20 protein-coding genes are annotated in these 21,411 nt (G+C 69.8%); 13 read left to right on the plus strand and 7 right to left on the minus strand.

The genetic code is table 11. The annotated features are described in order from the left end of the window. Positions 1-24: 24 nt before the first annotated feature. A complete protein-coding gene (locus tag ACFO6S_RS04690) occupies positions 25-1,491 on the plus strand; it encodes an FAD-dependent oxidoreductase (RefSeq protein WP_378414599.1) in 1,467 nt (488 codons plus the stop codon). Between the two features lie 39 nt (positions 1,492-1,530). Next, a complete protein-coding gene (locus ACFO6S_RS04695) occupies positions 1,531-2,478 on the plus strand; it encodes a pyridoxamine 5'-phosphate oxidase family protein (protein WP_378414601.1) in 948 nt (315 codons plus the stop codon). Positions 2,479-2,494: 16 nt separating this feature from the next. On the opposite strand, the gene ACFO6S_RS04700 is transcribed toward ACFO6S_RS04695, so the two are convergent. After that, positions 2,495-3,355: an LLM class F420-dependent oxidoreductase gene (locus ACFO6S_RS04700; protein WP_378414603.1), complete on the minus strand. Its 861-nt coding sequence runs from the start codon at positions 3,353-3,355 to the stop codon at positions 2,495-2,497. 198 nt (positions 3,356-3,553) lie between these two features. Here ACFO6S_RS04700 and ACFO6S_RS04705 point away from each other — a divergent pair, with 198 nt between their 5' ends. After that, complete coding sequence (locus tag ACFO6S_RS04705) at positions 3,554-4,051, plus strand: hypothetical protein (protein ID WP_378414604.1); 498 nt, start codon at positions 3,554-3,556, stop codon at positions 4,049-4,051. A gap of 89 nt (positions 4,052-4,140) precedes the next feature. Here ACFO6S_RS04705 and ACFO6S_RS04710 read toward each other — a convergent pair whose 3' ends face one another. After that, positions 4,141-4,683, minus strand: coding sequence for a YaeQ family protein (locus ACFO6S_RS04710; RefSeq protein ID WP_378414606.1), 543 nt, complete (start codon positions 4,681-4,683; stop codon positions 4,141-4,143). A gap of 224 nt (positions 4,684-4,907) precedes the next feature. Between ACFO6S_RS04710 and ACFO6S_RS04715 the strand changes: the two genes are divergently transcribed. Continuing rightward, positions 4,908-6,689, plus strand: coding sequence for an alpha/beta hydrolase family protein (locus ACFO6S_RS04715; RefSeq protein ID WP_378414608.1), 1,782 nt, complete (start codon positions 4,908-4,910; stop codon positions 6,687-6,689). A gap of 3 nt (positions 6,690-6,692) precedes the next feature. On the opposite strand, the gene ACFO6S_RS04720 is transcribed toward ACFO6S_RS04715, so the two are convergent. Then, a complete protein-coding gene (locus ACFO6S_RS04720) occupies positions 6,693-7,145 on the minus strand; it encodes a hypothetical protein (RefSeq protein WP_378414610.1) in 453 nt (150 codons plus the stop codon). Positions 7,146-7,190: 45 nt separating this feature from the next. Beyond that, the gene (locus ACFO6S_RS04725) at positions 7,191-8,942 is read right to left on the minus strand and encodes an acyl-CoA dehydrogenase family protein (protein ID WP_378414612.1); all 1,752 of its coding nucleotides are present in this window, start codon (positions 8,940-8,942) and stop codon (positions 7,191-7,193) included. Positions 8,943-9,147: 205 nt separating this feature from the next. Between ACFO6S_RS04725 and ACFO6S_RS04730 the strand changes: the two genes are divergently transcribed. The 6 genes from ACFO6S_RS04730 (at position 9,148) to ACFO6S_RS04755 (ending at position 15,069) form a co-directional block, all read left to right on the plus strand. Then, positions 9,148-10,080, plus strand: a complete 933-nt coding sequence (locus tag ACFO6S_RS04730) for an oxygenase MpaB family protein (protein ID WP_378414614.1) — start codon at positions 9,148-9,150, stop codon at positions 10,078-10,080. 9 nt (positions 10,081-10,089) lie between these two features. After that, positions 10,090-11,433: a cytochrome P450 gene (locus ACFO6S_RS04735; protein WP_378414616.1), complete on the plus strand. Its 1,344-nt coding sequence runs from the start codon at positions 10,090-10,092 to the stop codon at positions 11,431-11,433. A gap of 21 nt (positions 11,434-11,454) precedes the next feature. After that, positions 11,455-12,048 (plus strand): TetR/AcrR family transcriptional regulator, encoded by a 594-nt coding sequence (locus ACFO6S_RS04740; protein WP_378414618.1) that lies wholly within the window; start codon positions 11,455-11,457, stop codon positions 12,046-12,048. Positions 12,049-12,076: 28 nt separating this feature from the next. After that, positions 12,077-13,636 (plus strand): succinic semialdehyde dehydrogenase, encoded by a 1,560-nt coding sequence (locus ACFO6S_RS04745; RefSeq protein ID WP_378414619.1) that lies wholly within the window; start codon positions 12,077-12,079, stop codon positions 13,634-13,636. Further along, on the plus strand, positions 13,633-14,448 hold the full coding sequence (locus tag ACFO6S_RS04750; RefSeq protein ID WP_378414621.1) for an SDR family NAD(P)-dependent oxidoreductase: 816 nt from the start codon (positions 13,633-13,635) through the stop codon (positions 14,446-14,448). Before ACFO6S_RS04745 ends, ACFO6S_RS04750 begins: the two co-directional genes overlap by 4 nt. A 63-nt stretch (positions 14,449-14,511) precedes the next feature. Next, positions 14,512-15,069, plus strand: coding sequence for a hypothetical protein (locus ACFO6S_RS04755; protein WP_378414623.1), 558 nt, complete (start codon positions 14,512-14,514; stop codon positions 15,067-15,069). Between the two features lie 39 nt (positions 15,070-15,108). Here ACFO6S_RS04755 and ACFO6S_RS04760 read toward each other — a convergent pair whose 3' ends face one another. From ACFO6S_RS04760 to ACFO6S_RS04770, 3 genes are all read right to left on the minus strand, one after another. Further along, the gene (locus tag ACFO6S_RS04760; protein WP_378414625.1) at positions 15,109-16,854 is read right to left on the minus strand and encodes a proline--tRNA ligase; all 1,746 of its coding nucleotides are present in this window, start codon (positions 16,852-16,854) and stop codon (positions 15,109-15,111) included. Positions 16,855-16,971: 117 nt separating this feature from the next. Further along, positions 16,972-17,832, minus strand: a complete 861-nt coding sequence (locus tag ACFO6S_RS04765; RefSeq protein ID WP_378414627.1) for a hypothetical protein — start codon at positions 17,830-17,832, stop codon at positions 16,972-16,974. A gap of 190 nt (positions 17,833-18,022) precedes the next feature. Continuing rightward, positions 18,023-19,579: a hypothetical protein gene (locus ACFO6S_RS04770; protein ID WP_378414629.1), complete on the minus strand. Its 1,557-nt coding sequence runs from the start codon at positions 19,577-19,579 to the stop codon at positions 18,023-18,025. Between ACFO6S_RS04770 and ACFO6S_RS04775 the strand changes: the two genes are divergently transcribed. The 3 genes from ACFO6S_RS04775 to ACFO6S_RS04785 all read left to right on the plus strand — a co-directional run bounded on the left by ACFO6S_RS04775 (position 19,569) and on the right by ACFO6S_RS04785 (position 21,312). After that, positions 19,569-20,018: a hypothetical protein gene (locus tag ACFO6S_RS04775; protein WP_378414630.1), complete on the plus strand. Its 450-nt coding sequence runs from the start codon at positions 19,569-19,571 to the stop codon at positions 20,016-20,018. The two genes, ACFO6S_RS04770 and ACFO6S_RS04775, sit on opposite strands and share 11 nt — an antisense overlap. An 18-nt stretch (positions 20,019-20,036) precedes the next feature. Next, a complete protein-coding gene (locus tag ACFO6S_RS04780; RefSeq protein ID WP_378414631.1) occupies positions 20,037-20,186 on the plus strand; it encodes a hypothetical protein in 150 nt (49 codons plus the stop codon). 514 nt (positions 20,187-20,700) lie between these two features. Then, positions 20,701-21,312, plus strand: coding sequence for a hypothetical protein (locus tag ACFO6S_RS04785; protein ID WP_378414632.1), 612 nt, complete (start codon positions 20,701-20,703; stop codon positions 21,310-21,312). Positions 21,313-21,411 lie beyond the last annotated feature (99 nt).

Consider the following 21,411-nt stretch of genomic DNA (forward strand, 5'->3'; position numbering starts at 1 on the left):
ACCCTCGAGAGAAGGACCCGATCCATGGCCGAGGCCACCCCCATCCGTCCACTGTCCGTCGACCAGGTGCTTTCCTGGGACCACGAGGCCGACGTGGTGATCGCCGGCTACGGCATCGCCGGCGTCAGCGCCGCGATCGAGGCGGCCCGAGCCGGGGCCGACGTGCTGGTGCTCGAGCGAACCAGCGGATGGGGTGGCGCGGCCGCCCTCGCGGGCGGCTTCATCTACCTCGGCGGCGGCACCCCGCTGCAGCAGGCTCTCGGGTTCGAGGACTCCCCCGAGAACATGAAGGCATTCATGATGGCGGCGCTCGGCCCCGGCGCCGACGAGGAGAAGATCACCGACTACTGCAACGGCAGCGTCGAGCACTACAACTGGCTGGTCGACAACGGTGTGCCGTTCAAGGAGAGCTTCTACGGCCAGCCCGGCTGGGAGACCCCGTACGACGACGGGCTGATGTACTCCGGCGGCGAGAACGCCGCACCGTTCAACACGGTCGCCACCCCGGCGCCGCGCGGGCACGTGCCGCAGATGAGCGGCAAGCGCACCGGCGAGAAGGGCGGCGGCTACATGCTGATGAAGCCGCTGGTCGAGACCGCCGAGAGCCTCGGCGTGCGTCACGAGTACGACATGCGGGTGCAGCGACTGATCGTCGACGGCGACAAGGTCGTCGGCATCGTCGCCAAGCACTACGGCAAGGAGCTCGCGATCCGCGCCCGCACCGGCGTGGTGCTGGCCACCGGCAGCTTCGCCTACAACAAGGAAATGGTGCAGTCGTTCGCGCCGCAGCTGATCGGCAAGCCCGGCGCCTCGATCGAGGAGCACGACGGCAAGTCGATCCAGATGGCGCAGGCGATCGGCGCGGACCTGGCGCACATGGACGCCACCGAGGTCGCGTTCTTCGGCGACCCGCAGCTGATGGTCCGCGGCATCCTCGTCAACGCCCGCGGTCAGCGGTACGTCAACGAGGACACCTACCCCGGCCGCATCGGCCAGGAGACGTTGCTGCGCAACGGCAACCAGGCGTACCTCATCATCGACGAGGCGGCCTACGAGGAGGGCTCCGCGGCGGACAGCTCCACCCCCTTCTTCCGGTTCCAGCCGAAGTGGGTCGCCGAGACGGTCGAGGAGCTCGAGTCCGAGATGGGACTGCCGGCGGGCACCCTGCAGGCCACCGTCGAGGTCTACAACCGGCACGCCGCGAACGGCGAGGACCCGGTGCTCGGCAAGAAGGCCGAGTGGTGCAAGCCGATCGGCTCCCCCGTCGCGGCGCTGGACCTGCGCAACTTCACCGCCGGGTTCACCCTCGGCGGCCTGCGCACCACGATCAACTCCGAGGTGCTGCACGTGAACGGCGAGCCGATCCCCGGCCTGTACGCGGCCGGCCGCTGCACCTCCGGCGTGTGCGCCGGCGGCTACGCGAGCGGGACCTCGCTGGGCGACGGCAGCTTCTACGGTCGCCGCGCCGGGATCTCCGCGGCCAAGGGCTAACGCACAGGCGCGGTGTCCGTTCGCGAGTAGCCTCGAATCATGCCGGTCACGTGGTCGGACGACGTCGACGACATCCTCGGCGGCGACCTCACCTGCGGCCTCGCCTGCCTCACCCCGGCGGGCGGAGCCGTGGTGACGTCGGTGTCGCCGTTCGGGATGCGCGATCGCGAACTGGGCACGGTCGGCTTCACCACCTCGCTCGGCTTCGTCCGCAAACTCGAGCACATCAGGGACGATCCGCGGGTCGCGCTGGCCTTCCACGCCCGCGAGCACGGCGTCGGTGACCGCCCCGACCCGCGGTTCGTCCTCGTCCAGGGCGAGGCCCGATTCGACCCACACCCCGACCGCGCGACGCTCGACGAGATCGGCACCCGCGCGGAGCCGTTCATGGGCGCGGCGAAGACGGGACGGTTCTGGGACCGGTGGCTGCACTCGTACTACGAGGACCGGGTGCTGGTGACGGTGACCGTGACCCGCGTGGTGGCCTGGCGCTCGCCCGGCGCCGACGACGAGCCCGAGGTGTTCGGCGCACCCCGGCCCGAGGTCGCCGCCGCGCCACAGTCACCACCGAAGAAGGGCACCGGCCCACGGGTGGACGCGGCGAGAACCGGCGAGCGGGCCGCGAGACTGCCGCATCTACTGCTCGCCTACCGCGACGCCGACCGGTACCCGGTGATCGCACCGGCCGGGGTGATCGGCGCCGACGCCGCCGGCGTCCGGATGCGGGTGCCCGACTGGGTGCCGCCCGGCGGCCGTCGCGCCGGGCTGCTCGCCCACTCCTACCGGGCCCAGCTCGTCGGCCTCGAGTCCCGCCAGAACACCGGCTGGCTCGAGGTCACCGGCACCGAGGCGCGCTACGCGCCGCACACCGAGTTCGGCTTCCGTGCACCGGCGAACAAGACGATCCTGCTGCTGGCCAACGGGTTCATGGCGCGGCGCGGGCTGGCCAAGGCCCGCAGGGAGGGGCGGGTTCAGGCCCTGGATTGAACCCGCCCACCGCGGGTCAGCCCGCGACCGGCGTCCGGCCCACCTTGACCGCGAGCCGGTCCAGGAAGGCCACCACCTCGTCCTCGGACTTGTCGGGCACCCCGAAGACGACCTCGGTCACGCCGATGTCGGCCCAGCGGGCGAGCTTGTCCTGGTCGGGCTTGCCCGCCAGGACCACCACCTCCGGTGCGCCCTCGCGGCCGGCCTCCTGCCAGATCTTGCGCAGCAACAGCACGTTGTCGTCGATGTCCTGCTCGATCGGGGTGGTCATCCAGCCGTCCGCGGACCGCGCGATCCACTTGAAGTTCTTCTCGTTGCCCGCGGCCCCGACGATGACCGGAACCCGAGGCTGCTGAACCGGTTTCGGCCACGCCCAGCTGGGGCCGAACTTCACGAACTCGCCGTCGTAGCTGGCCTCCTGCTGCGACCACAGCGCCGCCATGGCCTCGAGGTACTCGCGCAGCATGGTCCGGCGCCGGCCCGTCGGGACACCGTGGTCGGTGAGCTCGTCGAGGTTCCAGCCGTAGCCGACGCCGAGGGTGACGCGGCCGCCGGAGAGGTGGTCGAGGGAGGCGATGGTCTTGGCCAGGGTGATCGGGTCGTGCTCGACGGGCAACGCCACCGCGGTGCCGAGACGGATCGTCTGGGTCACCGAGCAGGCCGTCGCCAGCGCCACCCACGGGTCCAGGGTGCGCATGTAGCGGTCGTCGGGCAGCGTCTCGTCGCCGGTCTGCGGGTGCGCGGCGTCGCGTCGGGCCGGGATGTGGGTGTGCTCGGGCACGTAGAACGAGTCGAACCCGCTACGTTCCGCAGCACGCGCCGCCGAGGCCGGAGTGATGCCCCTGTCGCTCGTGAACAGGGTGATGCCGAACTTCATCGTCGGACTCCTCGAAATCGTGTGCCAGCCAGGGGGGAACCCGCACACTATGGCCCGCGGCGTCGGTCCGGCAAGGAAATGGGCGGTACCGGCGGGAACTGCCACGCCGGTCGGTGGGTTCCGACATGCGTGGTGGACCTGGTCTCCACTGTTCCCGTGTGACGATGGCTGTCGCAGTGTGAACGTGGGAGGCAGCAGATGACGGGTCGCAAGGGGTGGTCCTGGCGCGGGGCGGCCGTTGCGCTGACCGCAGCTGCTGTGGTCACCTGGTTGGGAGCCGTCGTGGCCGCTGATATTCGCCGGGCGCCCGATGCGAACTGCATCGCGGTCGACTCCAGCCTGATGGATGTGATCGCAAGTAGGCCGGCCGCCGACCCCGTCGAGCCGCTCGAGGCAGTAGCCGTCCACGACCCATGGACCCGCAGCAAGGGCTCCGTGCCATTCGACAACTACTACGCAATCACCATGCAGTTCCGGAGGAGCGACGGCTCGATCGACCACGGAGTATGGGGATTGGGCTCAGACTCACCGCTCCCAGTGGGCCCGGCGCTGACGGTGGTTGCCGGCAGCGCACCACTTGTCAGCGTGGACAGTTCCGCGCGGCAGAGCACCGTCTGGCCAGACACCGAGATGTCCTTTCCGGAAGACGCCAACTCGGTGAAGAAGTCCCGGCAGTGCCTGGAATCCGTTTCATGACCGGGCACACCCGCAGGGACAGTCGGGAGTCCTCTAGGGGTCCTGGACCAGGCTGAGATCGAACCTGTTGTCGGAGAACAATACTCAGCCTAGGAAATCCTGTGCTCCTCGATCGACGTGCCGAACCCCGTTCCGTTCAGGTCGAGGAACAGCTCGCGTTCGGTGACGGAGACGGTGGCCGTGTTCCGCCGCTCGACGGCTGCGGACGCGGCATCGACGAAGGAGCGGTCGAAGCTGAATACGGGGATGGACTCCGCCCGGTGGATTCGTTTGCCGGTCAACGGAGTCAGAACCTTCTCCGGATCGCGGTGGGTGTAGATCGCGACGCGGTCGGCAAGTTTGGCGGCGCGATGGATGCGGTCGGCGTCCGGTGCGCCGATGTCGATCCAGGCAGTGATCCGGCCGGTGAGGTCACGGACGAGGACGGCCGGTTCGTCGGTGCTGGACACCCCGCCGGAGCTGAAGGCGATGCCGTCCTCGTATTCGAGGCAGTAGGCCAGGAGTCGAGTCAACATGAACTCGGCAGTCTCGGACGGATGGCGGGCGACCCGCAGCTCCAGGTCCTGGTAGACACCGCGATCGACGTCGGCCAGCTGGACGGTGAAGGTGTGGACGGTTGCGCTGAGTGCCATGAAAGCAGCAGCTTAGCGGGCGGCCGCGCCTCCCCGGTCAGCGCGTCGGCTCGATCGCGAGCGCGACGATGCTGGCGGTCGGGATCGCTGCAGGGGCACATGCCCATCTTGGTGCGGACACGAGAGTTCGGCGTAGGTGAATACCGTTGGGCTGCACCGGTGTCTGGCGTGTGCGGTAGTTTCTGGCCGGCGGAAACGTCGGACGACGATGAATGGGGTGGATAGTGACGGTCAAGGTTGTCTTCCTGCACGGCATCGGCGACGGTGACCCGCAGGCCGGATGGTTGAATGGCCTCAATCGTGGACTGGCACAGGCCGGCTGTGAACCACTCGACGTCGCCGAGACCCTCGCTCCGCGCTACAGCGACATCCTCTCTACCGACGGGATCAGCGCGAAAATGCCCCCGGTGACCTATCGCGTCAAGGACGACTCGAAGGACCGCTTCGGGTTCGCGCGCCGTCAGGCCCACATCCAACGCGAACTGGGACTCGGTTCCACGCCGTCGGGAATGGGTATGCACCGCGTGCCCTCGGCACCGCTGAATGAGTTGCAGGGCTTCGCAGTCGACCACCTCCCTTTCTACGACCTCACCCAGGTACGCAGATACGTACGCAACGAGCCACTGCGCGGGGCGGTACTGCGCCGCATCCTGATCGAGGACTTCGGCGACGAGATCGTCCTGATCGGGCACAGCCTCGGCAGTGTCGTCGCCATCGACCTGCTCGACCACCTCCCCGAACACGTCCACGTCCGACGGTTCCTCACGATCGGCAGCCCCGCCTCCGCACCCTCGCTCCACGAGGGCAGCGAACGCCTGCTGAAGAGGTTTCCCTATGCCCGGGCCGACGACTGGTCGAACATCTTCAATCCCGGCGACGTTGTGCCCGGAGGCCGCGGCCTGGCTCCGACGTTCCCCGCAGCCCAGGACTTCGTCGTCGACATCGGTCCCTTCGAACACCGCGCCAGCAGATATCTCGGACACCCCGCAGTGGCCGGCCTGGTCTCCCAGATCATTCATCCCAGCAAGAGCGTGGTGACGACGAGGCCGGGAATCGCGGTGCGGCTGACCGACAAACAGGCATCGGTCCTACTCATGCTCCACTACGGGCATGCCGTCGCGCGTCACATCAAGGATCAGGAGACCGCCACCCGCTACGCCGGTGCGCTGCGCATCGGCCAGGATCAAGTGATCGCCGAGATCGAACAACTCGCCGCCTCTGGCCAGCAGCCGTTGGCCGCCGAACTTCACGAACTGATCGACGGCGGCCTGCCGCCGGTGCCCCACCGGTGGGAACTTCACGAGGCCGTCTCCGAACTGGTGGTGCTCGCACTGACGAACGCGGTGGATCCGTACGAGATCGACGTCGACCGCGCCCCGACGCGGGCGATACCCGAGATCGCCTTTGCCCTGGGTTTCAATAGGGACGTAGGCGTGAAGGTCATCGGCGCCATCGAGGATGTCCAGAAGGCACTGGGCCGCCGAGGCGGGGTGCCGTGGGGTCGGGTCCTGGGCGCGGCCGCCGGGATCGCACTGCTGGCGGCAGGTCCGGTCGGGTTGATCGGCGGACTGGCCGTGCTCGGAGGCCTGGCGGGTGTGGGTGGGGCGATCGCCGTCGGGGCGGTAGCGGGCGGACGCGCAGAGCCACGGCCCGCACTCGATCTCAAGACGCTTGTTCTTCGGGTGACGGTCGAACATGCACGCAAGATGCTGGATCTGCCGTTCGACCACGACCTCTGGTATCAGCTCGCCGATGCGGAAACGAACGTCTCCGTCCAGATCAACAGGCTCGAGGCATTCGGCGATCCCAAGTCGCCCCGTCTGGCCATGCTGCGTGAGGTCAAGGACTCTCTCGCCCGACTGATGCGCTTCGTCATCGCCAACGGATTCGCACCACGGACGATCAGCGTCGGAGACGAAACACCGATGACTGTCGAGGACCTGGCTCCGGTGGGTGCGGTGGCCCCGACTCCGAGCGATCACGCAGATCTGACGACCGGGCGGTGAAGGTCAGGGGACCACGACGGTGCCCCGACCCGGGACGTGCGGGAAGTTCGTGTCGATCTGGATCTCGATCCGCCCGGTCCCGACGGGCGCGGTCATCGGCACCCACAGCCCGTCCGTCGGCGAGAGCGGGGTGTCGTCACCGAGCGGCACCGGCGGCCCGGGGAAGACTCCGCTCGCGCCGGTGTCCAGGTTCTTCCACCTCAGGGTGGCCTCGACCCCGCAGTACGGGGACGTGAACACGCCCGGGACGAAGGTGAACTCCGGTCGCACCCAGACCACCGGATCGTTGCCGCCCCAGGGATTGACCGGCTCGAAGCGCGCGTCCACGGTCCCGACGCACCCGATCGCCCCGCCGCCGAGCGTGTACGTGGGCGAGATCCCCACCGGGTCGGCGGACGACCCGGTGGACGCCGCGGCGGTGCCGCCCGTCAGCGACGCCGCCACCGCGACCGACACGACAACTGTCCGAATGAGTTTCACGTTCCCTGCCCCCAGCCGACGCTACGGCGTCATCTCGTAGGCGCCATCGTAGGCGAGCACCTGCTCCCACACCCGCGCAAACCGCTGGTCGTCGACCACCGGCTTGCGGATCGCGCCGAGCGCCCACACCTGCTGGGCCGGCGTCGACGAGGACTTGCCGTGCAGCGCAACGGCGTAGCCGGAGAAGTCGCGGACCTGGAAGTCGAAGATCTGGTCCAGCAGATCGCGGTCGAGGCCGGTGAGCTCGGCCTGCTCGAGGATCAGCTGGCCGTACACGACCAGCGAGAAGAGGTGCCCGACGTTGAGCAGGAAGTCCAGGTCCTTCTGCTGCTCGGCGTCCGGGCCCGCGGTGGTGAGCAGCACCTGCAGGGCCCGTGCCTGCTCGAGGAACAGCGCCACGTTCGGCAGGTCCGCGTGCCGCTCGTAGACCGGGACCCAGTCGTGGAACTGCACCTTCGCCGCGCCCCGGGTGGGGCCCTGGTTCCAGAAGAACTCGTCATCCGCGGCGTCGAGGCGGGTGCCGATCTCCGGGTACTCCGCCGGGGCGAACAGGTAGTTCGGCATGAACTTGAGGATCAGCCCGACGTTGACGTGCACGGTGCCCTCGAGCTTGGGCAGGGTGCCGATCACCTCGACGGCCTCACGAAAGTAGGTGTTCTTCTCGTAGCCCTTGGCGGCGATCACGTCGTGCAGCAGCGCGACCACTCGCTCGCCCTCGGAGGTGACCTTGGCCTTGGTCATCGGGTTGAACAACAGGTAGCGACGGTCCTCGAGGCTGGCGCTGCGGAAGTAGTCGACCGCGCGGGCGCTGAACTGCTTCATCGCCACCAGCCGGCTGTACGCGTCCACGAAGGCGGCGCGCACGTGTGTGAAGTCGGTAACCGGGTTGCCGTAGAGGATCCGGTTGTGCGCGTGGGTGATCGCCTCGTAGAAGGCGTGCTCGGTGATGCCGATCGAGCCGGTGCACAGGTTGAACTTGCCCACGTTGACGGTGTTGAGCGCAGCCTCGAAGGCCTGTACCCCGGTGTGCAGGATGTCCTCCTCGCGGACCGGGTAGTCCTCGAGCCGGAAGGTGCTCACGTACATCTGGCCGTGGATGACGTTGTCGATGAGCTCGTACTGCGGGTGCCGGCTGTCGGCGACGAAGAAGACGTAGCCCTCGGGGCCGTCGACGTCGGTGCGGCGCCCGAACACTGACACCATGCCGGCCACGTTGCCGTTGCCGATGTAGTACTTCTCCCCCGTCGCCCGGAACGCGACCGCGTCGTCGCCCGACGCGTCGCCGCCTGCGGCCGGGGTGAGCAGCATGTCGGTGGAGTACACGTCGGCGCCGTGCGCGCGCTCGGACAGACCGAAGGCCATCACTCCGCCTGCGGCCAGCTCGTCGGCGGCACGCTGGCGGGCCTTGTCGTTCTCGCTCATCCAGATCGGCCCGAGGCCGAGGATGGTGACCTGCCAGGCGTACCAGTAGGCCAGCCCGTAGAAGCCGAAGATCTCGCTCAGCGCGGCGTTGCGGGCCGCGTCCCAACGCCGGTTCGGGTCGTCGCCGCCGAACTCCGCGGGCGTCTGGAAGGTCGCGAACAGCTTCTCGTCCTTGACGAACTGCAGGAAGTCCGACACCCACACCGCGTCCAGGTCGTCGGCGAGAAGGCGCTGCTTGCCACGGTTCTCGAACCAGTCGATCGTCGCGCGCAGCAGTCGCCGGGTCTCCGGGTCGAAGTGCTTCGGGTCGTAGGTGCGCGGGTTGAACAGCAGTCCGCCGGAGTTCGCCACGGTCACGCCTTTCGTCGGGGTCGAGCCAAACCTACCAGCCAGTAACTTCCGCGTGAAGGGCCATCTCCAACGGCAGCACTTGTGGCGCACGTCACCCACTGCTACCTTTCTGACACAGCGAGACAAATTTGTTTCAAAGTCCCAGCCTTCGGGTCCTGTCCACCGGGGCCGGTCCCGGAGGTCCGAGGCAGACAAGGAACCGACGATGCCGCCCGACTACGAATCCGCCATCCGCGAGGCCGTCCCCATGCCCGTCGACGTGGAGGTCACCGCGGACTCGCCGCGCCTGGGTCCCGACACGCTGACCTGGAAGTACTACGGCGACGTCCGCGGACTGCTCGGCTTCCAACGACTGGCCGGCACCGAGAACTGCATCGAGCAGCTCGGCAAGGCGGTCGAGGACCACTCGGTGATCTTCTCCGACACCCTGGGCCGGGCCCGGCGCAGCGGGCCGCCGATCATGAAGACCGTCTACGCCGAGGACCCACACCACTGGGGTCGCACGGTCCGCGACTTCCACAAGCCGATCAAGGGCACGATCAGCGACGGTTCCCGGTACCACGCGCTGAACCCGGAGCTCTTCTACTGGGCGCACGCGACCTTCGTGGACCAGGTCCTCTACGTCACGGACACCTTCATCCGGCGGCTCACACACGAGGAGAAGGCGCAGATCTTCGAGGAGGGCCGGACCTGGTACCAGATCTACGGGGTCAGCGACCGCAGCCAGCCACAGACCTACGAGGAGTTCGTCGAGTACTGGGACCGGATGCTGGGTCGGTTCGTCGCCAACCCGACCATCGGCTACGCCACCGGGTACCTCCGCAAGGGCGTGCCCGGTCCCCGCTGGCTCCCGCGGCCGATGTGGCGGGTGCTGTCCGCGCCGATCAACGGCTTCCTGCGCACCGTGGTGGTCGGGACACTGCCGCCGCAGATGCGCGAGGTCTGCGGGCTCGACTGGAACCCGAAGAAGGAGAAGCGGTTCCAACGGTTCGCCGCCTTCTCCCGGCGGATCAATCCGATCGTCAACCGGCTGCCGCTGCGCGCGCTGTACCTGCCGTGGGCCTACGACGCCTGGCGCCGCGTCGGCGTCGACCCGCGGCCACTGATGAACGCCCCCACCGCCACCCCCGTCCGCTAGGAGATCGACGTGCGCACCAACGTGCTGGCCCCGCCACCCGCCGACAGCGACCTGAAGCCGATCTACGGCACCGGCGACCCCGGGGTGCTCGAACTCCTCCGGTTCTTCCGCAACCCGATCGAGCTGGTGGCCCGCCGCCGCGCGGCCTTCGGGGACATCACCTACGTCAAGGCGTTCGGCCTGGTCTTCGCCATCCCGCTCACGGCCGACGGCACCGAGGCGGTGGCCATGAACCGGCAGAAGGCGCTGGCCGCCGAGCCCGCCTGGGGCTTCCTCATCGGCCCGTTCTTCCGTCGCGGCATCCTGCTGATGGACTTCGAGGAGCACCGCCACCACCGGCTGATCCTGCAGCAGGCCTTCAACAACAAGCACCTGCGCGGCTACCTCGACGACATGCAGCCGATGCTGCACGAGGGGGTCCGCGGCCTGCCCACCGGCGACCGCGTGCTGCTCCTGGACCGGCTCAAGGAACTCACCCTGGACCTGGCCCTGGAGATCTTCCTCGGCCTCGACCTGCCCCGCGCCGAGGCCGACCGGATCAACAAGGCGTTCATCGACTGCGTCAACGCCGGGATGTCCATCGTGCGCAAGGACATTCCCGGCACCAAGTGGGCCCGCGGGCTGGCCGGGCGCGCGGTGCTCGAGGAGTTCTTCCGCGCGCACCTGCCGGCCAAGCGGGCCACCGAGACCCCGGACCTGTTCTCCGTGCTCTGCCGGGCCCGGTCGGAGGAGGGCCACACCTTCACCGACGAGGACGTGGTCAACCACATGATCTTCGTGCTGATGGCCGCGCACGACACCTCGACCATCACGCTGACGACCATGGCCTACTACCTGGCCAAGAATCCCGAGTGGCAGGACAAGGCCCGCGCCCAGTCCCGTTCACTGCCCCGCGAGATCACCTACGACAACCTCAACGAGTTCACGGTCCTCGACGCCGTCATGAAGGAGTCGCTGCGGCTGAACTCCCCGGTGCCGGGCCTGGCCCGGAGGGCGACCGAGGACACCGAGATCGACGGCCACTTCGTGCCCAAGGGCACCTACGTCAGCGCGATCGCGATGGTCAACCACCACAACCCCGCTCTCTGGCCGGGCCCGGAGCGGTTCGACCCGGACCGCTTCTCCCCCGAACGCGCCGAGGACAAGTCGCACCGGTACGCCTGGATGCCCTTCGGCGGCGGCGTGCACAAGTGCATCGGCCTGTACTTCGCCCAGATGGAGATCAAGACGATCATGCACAACCTGCTGCTCGAGTACGAGTGGTCGGTGCCCGACGGCTACACCTGGAAGCTCGACAACACCACCCTGCCGGTCCCGAAGGACCGCCTGCCGGTGACGCTGCGGGCGATCTGACGATGGATATGCTGGCTCACGATGACAACCCGACCCGGCCCCGTTGCAGTAGTGCCCGCCGCGACCGCGGAGCAGGCGATGCTCGACGCCGCCCGCGCCGAGTTCGAGCGCTACGGGATCCGTCGCACCAACATGGACGACGTCGCCAAGCGCGCGGGGATCAGCCGCAGCACGCTCTACCGGCGGTTCCCGAACAAGGACGCGCTGGTCGAGATGCTGATCCTGCGGGAGGCGGGGCTGTTCTTCGACCAGCTCGACGTCGTCGCCAGGGAGCTCGACCCGGCCCGCGCCGTGGTCGAGTGCTTCGCCCGGGGCATCGAGCTGACGCGCGAGATCCCGCTGCTCGGACGGATACTCGAGAGCGAGCCGGAGCTGATGGTCGAGGTGGCCACCCGCACGGAGGGGGCGCCGATCGCGGTCACCTCGGTCCGGGTCGCCGCGACGCTGCGGCACAGTGGCGCCGAGATGCCCGAGGAGGACCTGCTCGCGGTCTCCGAGATCCTCATCCGCGTCGCGATGTCGCTGATGCTGCTCCCCCACGGACAGTTGGACACCGCCGATCCCGCCGCGGTGCGCCGCTACGCCGAGAGGTATCTCGCCCGACTCGTCTGGTGACCGCCGACCGCAGCCCGGCAGGTGCGCCGTGCTGAACGCGACCGCCGTCGACGCCCTGCTGGCCCAGCTGCCCGCATCCACCGAGTTCTCCTGCGCCTCCGCACCGTTCACCGGCGAGCCGCTCCCAGCGGTTCCGCAGACGCCCGTCGAGTCCGTCGAGTCCGTGGCGGCCGTCGGCCGGGCGGCGCAGCGGCAGTGGGCGGCCCGGCCGGTCCGGGACCGGCAGGCGGTCGCGGCCCGCTTCGCACGGCTGCTGGTCGAGCACCACGACCGGCTCTGCGACCTGATGCAGTGGGAGACCGGCAAGGCCCGGATCCACGCCGCGGTGGAGGTGCAGGGCGTGGTCGCCACCGCGCTTCACTACGCCGCGCACAGCGCCGGCTACCTAGGCGAACGCCGCGTCCGCGGCGCGGTGCCCGGCCTGGTCCGCGCCCGCGTCGGCTACCGACCCAAGGGCCTGGTCGGGGTGATCGCGCCGTGGAACTACCCGCTGTTCCTGGCCGTCGGGGACGTGATCCCGGCGCTGCTGGCCGGCAACGCCGTGCTCAGCAAGGCGGACTCGCAGGCCCCGCTGACCCTGCTCTACGCCCGGCAGCTGGCCGTGCGGGCCGGGCTGCCCGACCCCGTGTGGCAGGTGGTCGCCGGCCCCGGGCGGCTGCTCGGGCCCGCGTTGGTGGAGGCGGTGGACTACCTCAGTTTCACCGGGTCGACCGCCACCGGCCGGGAGATCGCCCGGCGCTGCGCCGACCGGCTGATCGGCGCCTCGCTCGAGCTCGGCGGCAAGAACCCGATGATCGTGTGCGCGGACGCCGACGTGACCGCGGCCGCCCGCGGCGCGGTGCAGGCGGTGTTCTCCAACGCCGGCCAGATGTGCATCGGGATCGAGCGGATCTACGTGCACGAGAAGGTGTTCGAGCGCTTCCTGGCCGAACTGACCGACCGCACCGCCCGGCTGCGGGTCGGCGCCGGGTACGGCTACGACGTGGACATGGGCTCGCTCACCTCGCTGCGTCAGCTCGAGGCCACCGAGAAGCACGTCGCGGATGCGGTGTCCAAGGGCGCGACCGTGCTCACCGGCGGCCGGGCCCGGCCGGACCTGGGTCCGCTCTTCCACGAGCCGACCGTGCTCACCGGCGTCACCGCGGAGATGGCGGTGTACGCCGAGGAGACCTTCGGCCCCGTGGTCTCCGTGCACCGGGTGGCGTCCGACGCGGAGGCGGTCCGGCTGGCCAACGCCGGCGAGTACGGCCTCAGCGCCAGCGTCTGGACCCGGGACCTGCGGCGCGGCCGCCGGATCGCGGCCGAGGTGGTCGCCGGATCGGTGAACGTCAACGACGGGTACCTGTCCGCGATCGCCTCGCTCGGCGCCCCGATGGGCGGCATGCGCACCAGCGGGTCCGGCCGTCGGCACGGCCGCGAGGGAATCGTTCGCTACACCGAACCGCAGACCGTCACCACCCAGCGTGTCGCCACCGCCTACCCGGACCGGTTCCGCGGGCCGCTGCTGCGGGCGATGAACGCCTGCACCCGCGCGCTGGTCGCGGTGCGGCACCGAAGGATCCACGACCCGAGGGAGATCCACACATGAGCAGAACCGACCTCACCGACCGGGTCGTCGTGGTCACCGGCGGGGCGCGGGGCATCGGCCGGGCGACCGCGCAGGCGCTGCGCGAGGCCGGTGCCCGGGTCGCCATCGGCGACATCGACGAGGCCGCGGTGCGGCGCACCGCCGAGGCCGACGGCCTGTACGGCGCCGTCCTCGACGTCACCGACCGCGCGTCGGTGCAGGCCTTCCTCGCCGGTGTCCAGTCGACGCTCGGGCAGCCGTGGGGTTGGGTGAACAACGCCGGGGTGATGCCGCTCGGCCCGCTGCTAGACCAGGACGACGAGATCGTCGACACCACCGTCGACGTCAACCTGCGTGGGGTGCTGAACGGCACCCGTGCCGCGGGCCGGGCGATGGCGGCGGCCGGCGGCGGCCGGATCGTCAACGTCGCCTCGGTGGCGGGCTGCATCCCGGTGCCGGGCATGGCCGTCTACAACGCCACCAAGGCCGCGGTGCTGTGCTTCGGTGACGCCGCCGACGCCGAACTGGCGCCGCTCGGGGTGCGGGTGAGCACGGTGCTGCCGTCGTTCACCGACACCGGCCTGCTGACCGGCACCCACCCCGGCCGGCTGATCGCGCCGATACCGCCGGAACGGGTGGCCGACGCCGTGGTGTCGGTGCTGCGCACCGGACGTCGCCGCGCCGTGGTGCCGGGCCGGCTGTCCGCGGTGTTGGCGTGGCCGCTGCTGCCGCGGCCGCTCGCCCGCCGGATGCGGACGGTCACCGGGCTCGACCGGGTGTTCCTGGACGTCGACGCCGACCGCGCCGAGTACGACGCCCGCCTCCGCCGCTGACCCGCCGGCCGACTGTGGGACGATCCAGTCCTTCGCCACACCGACCCGAGGGGCCACGTCCAATTGTTCACCGCCGTCCTGCTGCTCGCCCTGTCCGCGGCGGGGTACGTCGGCTACCGGCGGTTGCGCGCCGACGCCGCGCTGCGCGCCGACGTCTGGGCCAGGGTCCGGACCTACGCGCTGGCGATCGGACTGGCGGTGCTCGCCGTCGCGGCAGTCCGCAAGGGTCCGACCGGGGAGACCGCACTGGTCCTCGCCCTCGCCGCGGCGGCCGTCCTGCCGCTGGCGAAGCGGGCCACCGCCCTGGACCGGGCCACGATCGCGCAGTCCCGCCGCCGCGCCCAGCTCGGCCTGGCGCCGCGCCGGACGCTGGTCAACGCCGCCGCGCTGCAGGCGCGGTGGGTGGCAGGCGCCGCGGTCGCCTACTTCTGCATCGGTGGCTTCCGCGGCGTGGTCGAGCTGACCGGCGAACTCTCACAACACGGTTCGGCCGCGCGGTGGCTGCTGCCCACGCTGGCCGTGACCGCAGCGGCGGCCGGGGCGACGCACGTGGCGCTCCAGCGGCGACGGATCACGGCCGAGGACGACCGCCTCGACGCACTGGACCGGGCCGTCGGCTGACGACCCGGTCCAGTCGGCGGGGGTGCGCGCGGGCGCGGGTCAGCCGCGGACGACCGCCAGGATCTCCGCCAGCGCGCCGTCGGCGTCGACCTCACGGGCCTCGCCGGTGAAGCGGTCGCGCAGCTCGACCTTGCCGTCGGCCCAGCCGCGGCCGACGACGACCACCAGCGGGACGCCGAGCAGCTCGGAGTCCTTGAACTTCACGCCCGGCGAGGCCTTGCGGTCGTCGAGGATCACCGACAACCCGGCGCGGTCCAGCTCGGCGGCCAGGCCCTCGGCGCCCTCGCGGGCGGCGTCGTCCTTGTTCGCGATCACCAGGTGCACGTCGGCCGGGGAGACCTCGGCCGGCCAGCGCAGGCCCTTCTCGTCGTGCATCTGCTCGGCGATGACGGCGACCAGGCGCGAGACACCGATGCCGTAGGAGCCCATGGTCGGGCGGACCGGCTTGCCGTTCTCGCCGAGCACGTCGACGTTGAACACGTCGGTGTACTTGCGGCCGAGCTGGAAGACGTGGCCGACCTCGATGCCGCGGGCGGCGACCAGCGGTCCGGCGCCGTCGGGCGACGGGTCGCCGTCGCGCACCTCGGCGGCCTCGATGGTGCCGTCCGGGGTGAAGTCACGGCCGGCGACGAGCCCGACGACGTGCTTGCCTTCCTCGTCGGCACCGGTGATCCAGCTGGTGCCGTCGACCACCCGCGGGTCGACGAGGTAGCGAATACCGTTGGCCTGCACCGCCTTGGGGCCGATGTAGCCCTTGACCAGGAACGGGTTGTTCTTGAAGTCAGTCTCGGTGATCATCACGAACTCAGCCGGCTCGAGCGCCGCCTCGAGACGCTTCTCGTCGACCTCACGGTCACCGGGGATGCCGATCGCCAGCAGCTCCCACTCGCCGCCCGGCACGCGGGTCTTGACCATGATGTTCTTCAGGGTGTCCGCGCCCGTCACGGTCCGGCCGAGGTCGGCGCCGTTGGCCCAGTCCACCAGGGTCTCGATGGTCTCGGTGCCGGGGGTGTCGTGGACCGTGGCGTCCGGCTGCCCGTCGAACGGGATGGGCTCGGGTGCGAGGGTCTTGACGGCCTCGACGTTCGCGGCGTAGCCGGACTCGAGGCAGCGGACGTAGGTGTCCTCGCCGATCTCGGACTCGGCCAGGAACTCCTCCGAGGCGCTGCCGCCCATCGCGCCCGAGGTCGCGGAGACGATGACGTACTTGACGCCGAGCCGGGCCAGGATCCGCTCGTAGGCGTTCCGGTGCGCCTGGTACGACGCGGTCAGGCCCTCGTCGGTGAGGTCGAAGGAGTACGAGTCCTTCATCACGAACTCGCGACCGCGCAGGATGCCGGCGCGCGGGCGCTCCTCGTCGCGGTACTTGGTCTGCACCTGGTAGAGGGTGACCGGGAAGTCCTTGTACGAGTTGTACTCGCCCTTGACGGTGAGCGCGAAGAGCTCCTCGTGGGTGGGGCCGAGCATGTAGTCGTTGCCCTTGCGGTCCTTGAGGCGGAACAGGCCGGCGCCGTACTCGGTCCAGCGGTTCGACGCCTCGTAGGGCTCGCGCGGCAGCAGCGCAGGCAGCAGGATCTCCTGTGCGCCGAAGGCGTCCATCTCCTCGCGGACCACCCGCTCGACCTCCCGCAGCACCCGCAGGCCCAGCGGCAGCCAGGAGTACACACCCGGCGCGATCCGGCGAACGTAGCCGGCCCGGACGAGCAGCTTGTGGCTGGCAACCTCGGCGTCGGCGGGATCGTCACGCAGCGTGCGGAGGAACAGGTGCGAAAGGCGGGTGATCACGAGGCATCAGCCTAGTCGGTCGGTGGCGCCCGCCGGTCGTCCACGTCCGGCCCACGACGAAAACAGGTCCGGCGCCCGCTCGTGAGAGCGGACGCCGGACCGAGGTGGTGCTGAGTACTAGTTCTGCGCGCCCGCGAAGGTCACCGCGGTCTTGGTGTCCTGGGTGCGGTCGGCCGAGCCGTGCGCGGCGACGGTGTAGATCGAGCAGGTGTTGACGAGGCAGTCCGAGCCGTTGAGGGCGGCGGCGACGTCGATGTTCGCCGTCCAGGCACCGTTGACGATCTCGGCGGACTTGAGCCACTTGGTGGTCATCCACGCGCCGGCGTCGGTGGCGGAGTACTTGTTGTCCTGCACCAGGCCGACGTACAGACCGAAGCCCGCACCGGAGAACCCGGTGCCCGAGACGGTGACGGTCTCACCGGCTGCGGTGAGGCCGGCGCTCTTCGACAGCGTGACGGCCGGGCCGACCGGCACGACGACGGGCGCCTTGAAGGTGACCGGGGTCTTGGTGTCCTGGGTGCGGTCCGCCGAGCCGTGCGCGGCGACGGTGTAGATCGAGCAGGTGTTCTGCAGGCAGTCCGAGGTGCCGACGATGGCGGCGACGTCGATGGTGGCCGTGAAGCCGCCGTCGACGATCTCGGCGGGCTTGAGCCACTTGGTGGTCATCCACGCGGAGGCGTCGGTCGCGGAGTACTTGTTGTCCTGGATCAGGCCGACGTAGAGGCCCGATCCGGCGCCGGAGAACCCGGTGCCCGTGACGGTGACGGTGTCGCCGGCGGCGGTGAGGTCGGCGCTCTTCGACAGCGTGACGGCCGCGCCTGCCGGCTCGGGGTTCTCGGGCTCCGGCGCGCTGGAACCGCCCAGCGACCCGGTGTCGAGGCCGAAGGGCAGGGCAATCGCTCCGGCGATGCCGACCGGCATGGACCACGCGATGGTGGCGGCGACCGCCGCGATTGCTGCCTTGTTGATCGTGCGCATTGTCCTGCTTTCGTGTGTGAGGTGCGAAACTAAGGGAAGGCTAAACTAAGCACTTGCGCCTGTCCAGGGGTTCCCCGAAATCATTTTCGGGTCGGCAGGACACGCCATATCCACAGGTCACAGCGAAATCGAAGCGCCACTCCGGGGTGCGTCCGTCGGCGGACGCACCCCGAAGGATGCTCGGGCGACGTCAGCTACGGCGCCGCATTGCCACTGTCGTCGCGACGGCGATCCCGGCGCCGATGCCGCCGCCGAGCAGCAGCGGCAGGACCCAGCCCGAGCCCTCGGTGAACGAGCTGGAGAGGTTGCGGATCCCGGCCGAGCCCGACTTCGAGCCACCCGATCCGGATCCGCCCTCGGCGGCCAGGGCCTGCGCCTCCGACGTCTCGCCGCCGGCGCCGTCACCGAAGGTGACCGGCGTCTGACTGTCCTGGCTGCGGTCGCTCGAACCGTGCGCGGCGATGGTGTAGACGGAACAGGCGTTCTTGGTGCAGTCCGAGTCGCCCTTGACGGCCATCACGTCCATGGTGGTGGACCAGGCTCCGTCGACGATCTTGTTCGGCGTGATGAACGCCGTGGTCATCCAGGCTCCGGCATCCGTCGTGGTGAACTTGTCGTCCTGGATGAGGCCTGCGTAGATGCCGGGGCCACTGCTGGAGAATCCCGTGCCCGAGACGGTGATCGTGTCGCCGTCGACCTTGAGGCCGCTCGACTTGGACAGCGTCACCACCACGCTGTTCCCCTTGCCCACCTCACCCTTGACGGCAGCGGACGCCGCGCCACCCGCGCCGCCGGCACCGGCCGCGCCGGGACCTGCCCCGACCCCGCCGCTGGTGTCGGGCGCGACACCGCCGGCGAAGCCGACCGGCGTGCGGGAGTCCTGGCTGCGGTCGCTCGAACCGTGGGCGGCGACGGTGTAGATCGAGCAGGTGTTCTTCAGGCAGTCGAAATCACCCACGACGGCGGGCAGCTCCATGGAGACGGACCAGCTGCCGCCGGCGATGGCGTCCGGCTTGAGGAAGGCGGTGGTCATCCAGGCCGAGGCGTCGGTGGCGGAGAACCGGTCGTCCTGGACCATGCCGACATAGAGGCCCGGCGCTGCTCCGGAGAACCCGGATCCGGAGATCGTGACCGTCTCACCCGGGTTGAGGTTGGAGCTCTTCGACAGCGACACCGACAGGTTGCCGTTGGACGTCACGGTGGAGACACCGCCGCCACCGCCGCCCGCTCCTGCGGGGGTGCCGGGCGCATCGGGAGTTCCCGGCGCTCCGGGGCCTGCGGGACTGCCGGGGTTGCCGGGGTTGCCGGGGTTGCCGACTCCGGGCCCGACCGGGGTGTCGGTCCCGGCCGCGCCGCCGGCGAAGGCGATCCGCGTGACGGTGTCCTGACTGCGGTCCGACGAGCCGTGAGCGGCGAGCGTGTAGACGGCGCAGGCGTTGGCGAGGCAGTCGCTACCCGGGAAGGCGGCGGAGACGTCGAGCTTGGCCGACCAGGACCCGCCCGGCATCTCCGTGGGCTTGATGAACTTCGCGTCCTGGAAGACCGAGGCATCGGTGGTCGAGTACCGGTTCATCTGGGCGACACCGATGTAGATGCCGGTTCCCGAGGTGGAGAAGCCGCGACCGTTGAGCGTGATCGAGTCGCCGGCGGGATTGAGTCCACTGGTCCGATTGGCGCTGACGCTGGGCCCCTTGCCCGCGGGTGGCGGGGTGGTGGTCGGCGGCTTGGCGACGGTCGTGGTCGGCACCGGAGCCGTGGTGGTGGTCGTCGGCGGCACCGTCGTCGTGGTCGGCTTCGGCGTCGTCGTGGTCGGCTTGGCCGTCGTGGTCGTCGGCTTCGGCGTCGTGGTCGTCGGCTTCGGCGTCGTCGTGGTCGGCTTGGCCGTCGTGGTCGTCGGCTTCGGCGTCGTCGTGGTCGGCTTCGGCGTCGTGGTCGTCGGCTTCGGCGTCGTGGTCGTCGGCTTGGCCGTCGTGGTCGTCGGCTTCGGCGTCGTCGTGGTCGGCTTGGCCGTCGTGGTCGTCGGCGGCACCGTCGTGGTGGTCGTGGTCGGCTTGGCCGTCGTGGTCGTCGGCGGCACCGTCGTGGTGGTCGTCGGCGGCACCGTCGTGGTCGGGGCCGCGGCGAAGCTCACCCGGGTCCGGGTGTCCTGGCTACGGTCCGACGAACCGTGCGCGGCGACGGTGTAGATCGAGCAGGAGTTGACCGTGCAGTCCGAGCCGGCACCGACCGCCATCACCTCGACCGACGCCGACCAGGAACCGCCGGAGATCTGCCCCGACGGAATGAATGCGCTCGACATCCAGGCATCGGCATTGGTGCTGGAGAACATGTTGTCCTGCGCGAGTCCGACGTAGATGCCGGGGCCACCGGTGGCAAATCCGCTGCCCGAGACGGTGATTGTCTCGCCGTCGGCGGCGAGACCCGATGCCTTGGACAGGGACGTGACCGGGTTGCCGGAAGTCGCAACGGCGGCGCCGCCGTCACCTGACGTGTCGGGGTCGGCGCTGGCGATGCCCGCCGGCGTCGCCAGTGCCATAGCGACCGCCATGGCCGAGACGGCAGCTCTGCTGAACGCGCGCATTTTCCTTCTTCCTGGTCACAGCCGCAGACACGGCACCCTGGACGACCCAGCTCGGAGTGAGGTTAGGCTATATTCGCCAAGGTTAGGCTAAGGTACACCATGTCGGACCCCTGCAGGGAAACCGGATCCACTCTCGCCCGGAGGCCGGAAGCCCAAGGCGGAGAACGAGATCGAGTCGCGGCACGGCCGCCTCGCCACCACACCGCGAAACTTCCACGGGCTTGCATATTAGGCAAGCATTACCTATCTTCATTCTCAATTCCCGCCCCAAACCCGAAAGTAGGACCATGCGCGCGTTCACCAAGGCCGTCGTAGCTGCCACCGCCACCGCCCTCGTCACGGCGATCCCGGCCGGCATCGCCACCGCGGCACCGGCCAACATCGAGCTCGGGTCGAGCGTCAGCATCAGCACCGACGAGGTGGCCGGCTTGCTGGCGAGCTTCGACAACGAGCTGCTGGCCGGCCTCGACACCGCTTCGCTGAGCGATCTCGGCACGGGCAGCGCCGGCACCGGGAACCCGGGCACCGAGAACCCCGGCACGGAGAACCCCGAGCCCACCGGTCCCGTGGTGACGCTGTCGAAGAGCGCCGACCTCACCGCCGCCGGCGACACCGTCACCGTCACCGGTAGCGGATTCTCCGGCGAGGGCTTCGGCCTGTACGTCGGCCTGGTCCAGGACGACAAGTACTCCGCCACCGACGCAGGCGCGTGGATGACCACCAAGTGGCTCAAGTCCGCCGAGATCGTCGACGGCGGCTTCACCGCCACCATCGACGTCGCCGCCGCCCTCAACGGCTCGGACTGCCTCGTCAACACCTGCTCGATCTACACCGTCGCCGCGCACGGCTCGGCCGACCGCACCCAGGACACCAAGACCCCGGTCACCTTCAAGGGCTGATTGCCCGCACACCCCGGCCCTGGCCTCCGCTCCCTCCCGAGCGGAGGCCAGAGTCGTTCGGCGGCCCCGACCGGACCCAGCCCGATCCACTCGGGATAC

This window comes from Rhodococcus kronopolitis (assembly GCF_042654025.1).
Classification (GTDB): domain Bacteria; phylum Actinomycetota; class Actinomycetes; order Mycobacteriales; family Mycobacteriaceae; genus Rhodococcus_G; species Rhodococcus_G kronopolitis.

Coding starts and splice junctions, on each gene's coding strand:
- ACFO6S_RS04690 (WP_378414599.1), top strand. CDS start 25: ATGGCCGAGGCCACCCCCATCCGTCCACTGTCCGTCGACCAGGTGCTT.
- ACFO6S_RS04695 (WP_378414601.1), top strand. CDS start 1,531: ATGCCGGTCACGTGGTCGGACGACGTCGACGACATCCTCGGCGGCGAC.
- ACFO6S_RS04700 (WP_378414603.1), bottom strand. CDS start 3,355: ATGAAGTTCGGCATCACCCTGTTCACGAGCGACAGGGGCATCACTCCG.
- ACFO6S_RS04705 (WP_378414604.1), top strand. CDS start 3,554: ATGACGGGTCGCAAGGGGTGGTCCTGGCGCGGGGCGGCCGTTGCGCTG.
- ACFO6S_RS04710 (WP_378414606.1), bottom strand. CDS start 4,683: ATGGCACTCAGCGCAACCGTCCACACCTTCACCGTCCAGCTGGCCGAC.
- ACFO6S_RS04730 (WP_378414614.1), top strand. CDS start 9,148: ATGCCGCCCGACTACGAATCCGCCATCCGCGAGGCCGTCCCCATGCCC.
- ACFO6S_RS04740 (WP_378414618.1), top strand. CDS start 11,455: ATGACAACCCGACCCGGCCCCGTTGCAGTAGTGCCCGCCGCGACCGCG.
- ACFO6S_RS04750 (WP_378414621.1), top strand. CDS start 13,633: ATGAGCAGAACCGACCTCACCGACCGGGTCGTCGTGGTCACCGGCGGG.
- ACFO6S_RS04765 (WP_378414627.1), bottom strand. CDS start 17,832: ATGCGCACGATCAACAAGGCAGCAATCGCGGCGGTCGCCGCCACCATC.
- ACFO6S_RS04785 (WP_378414632.1), top strand. CDS start 20,701: ATGCGCGCGTTCACCAAGGCCGTCGTAGCTGCCACCGCCACCGCCCTC.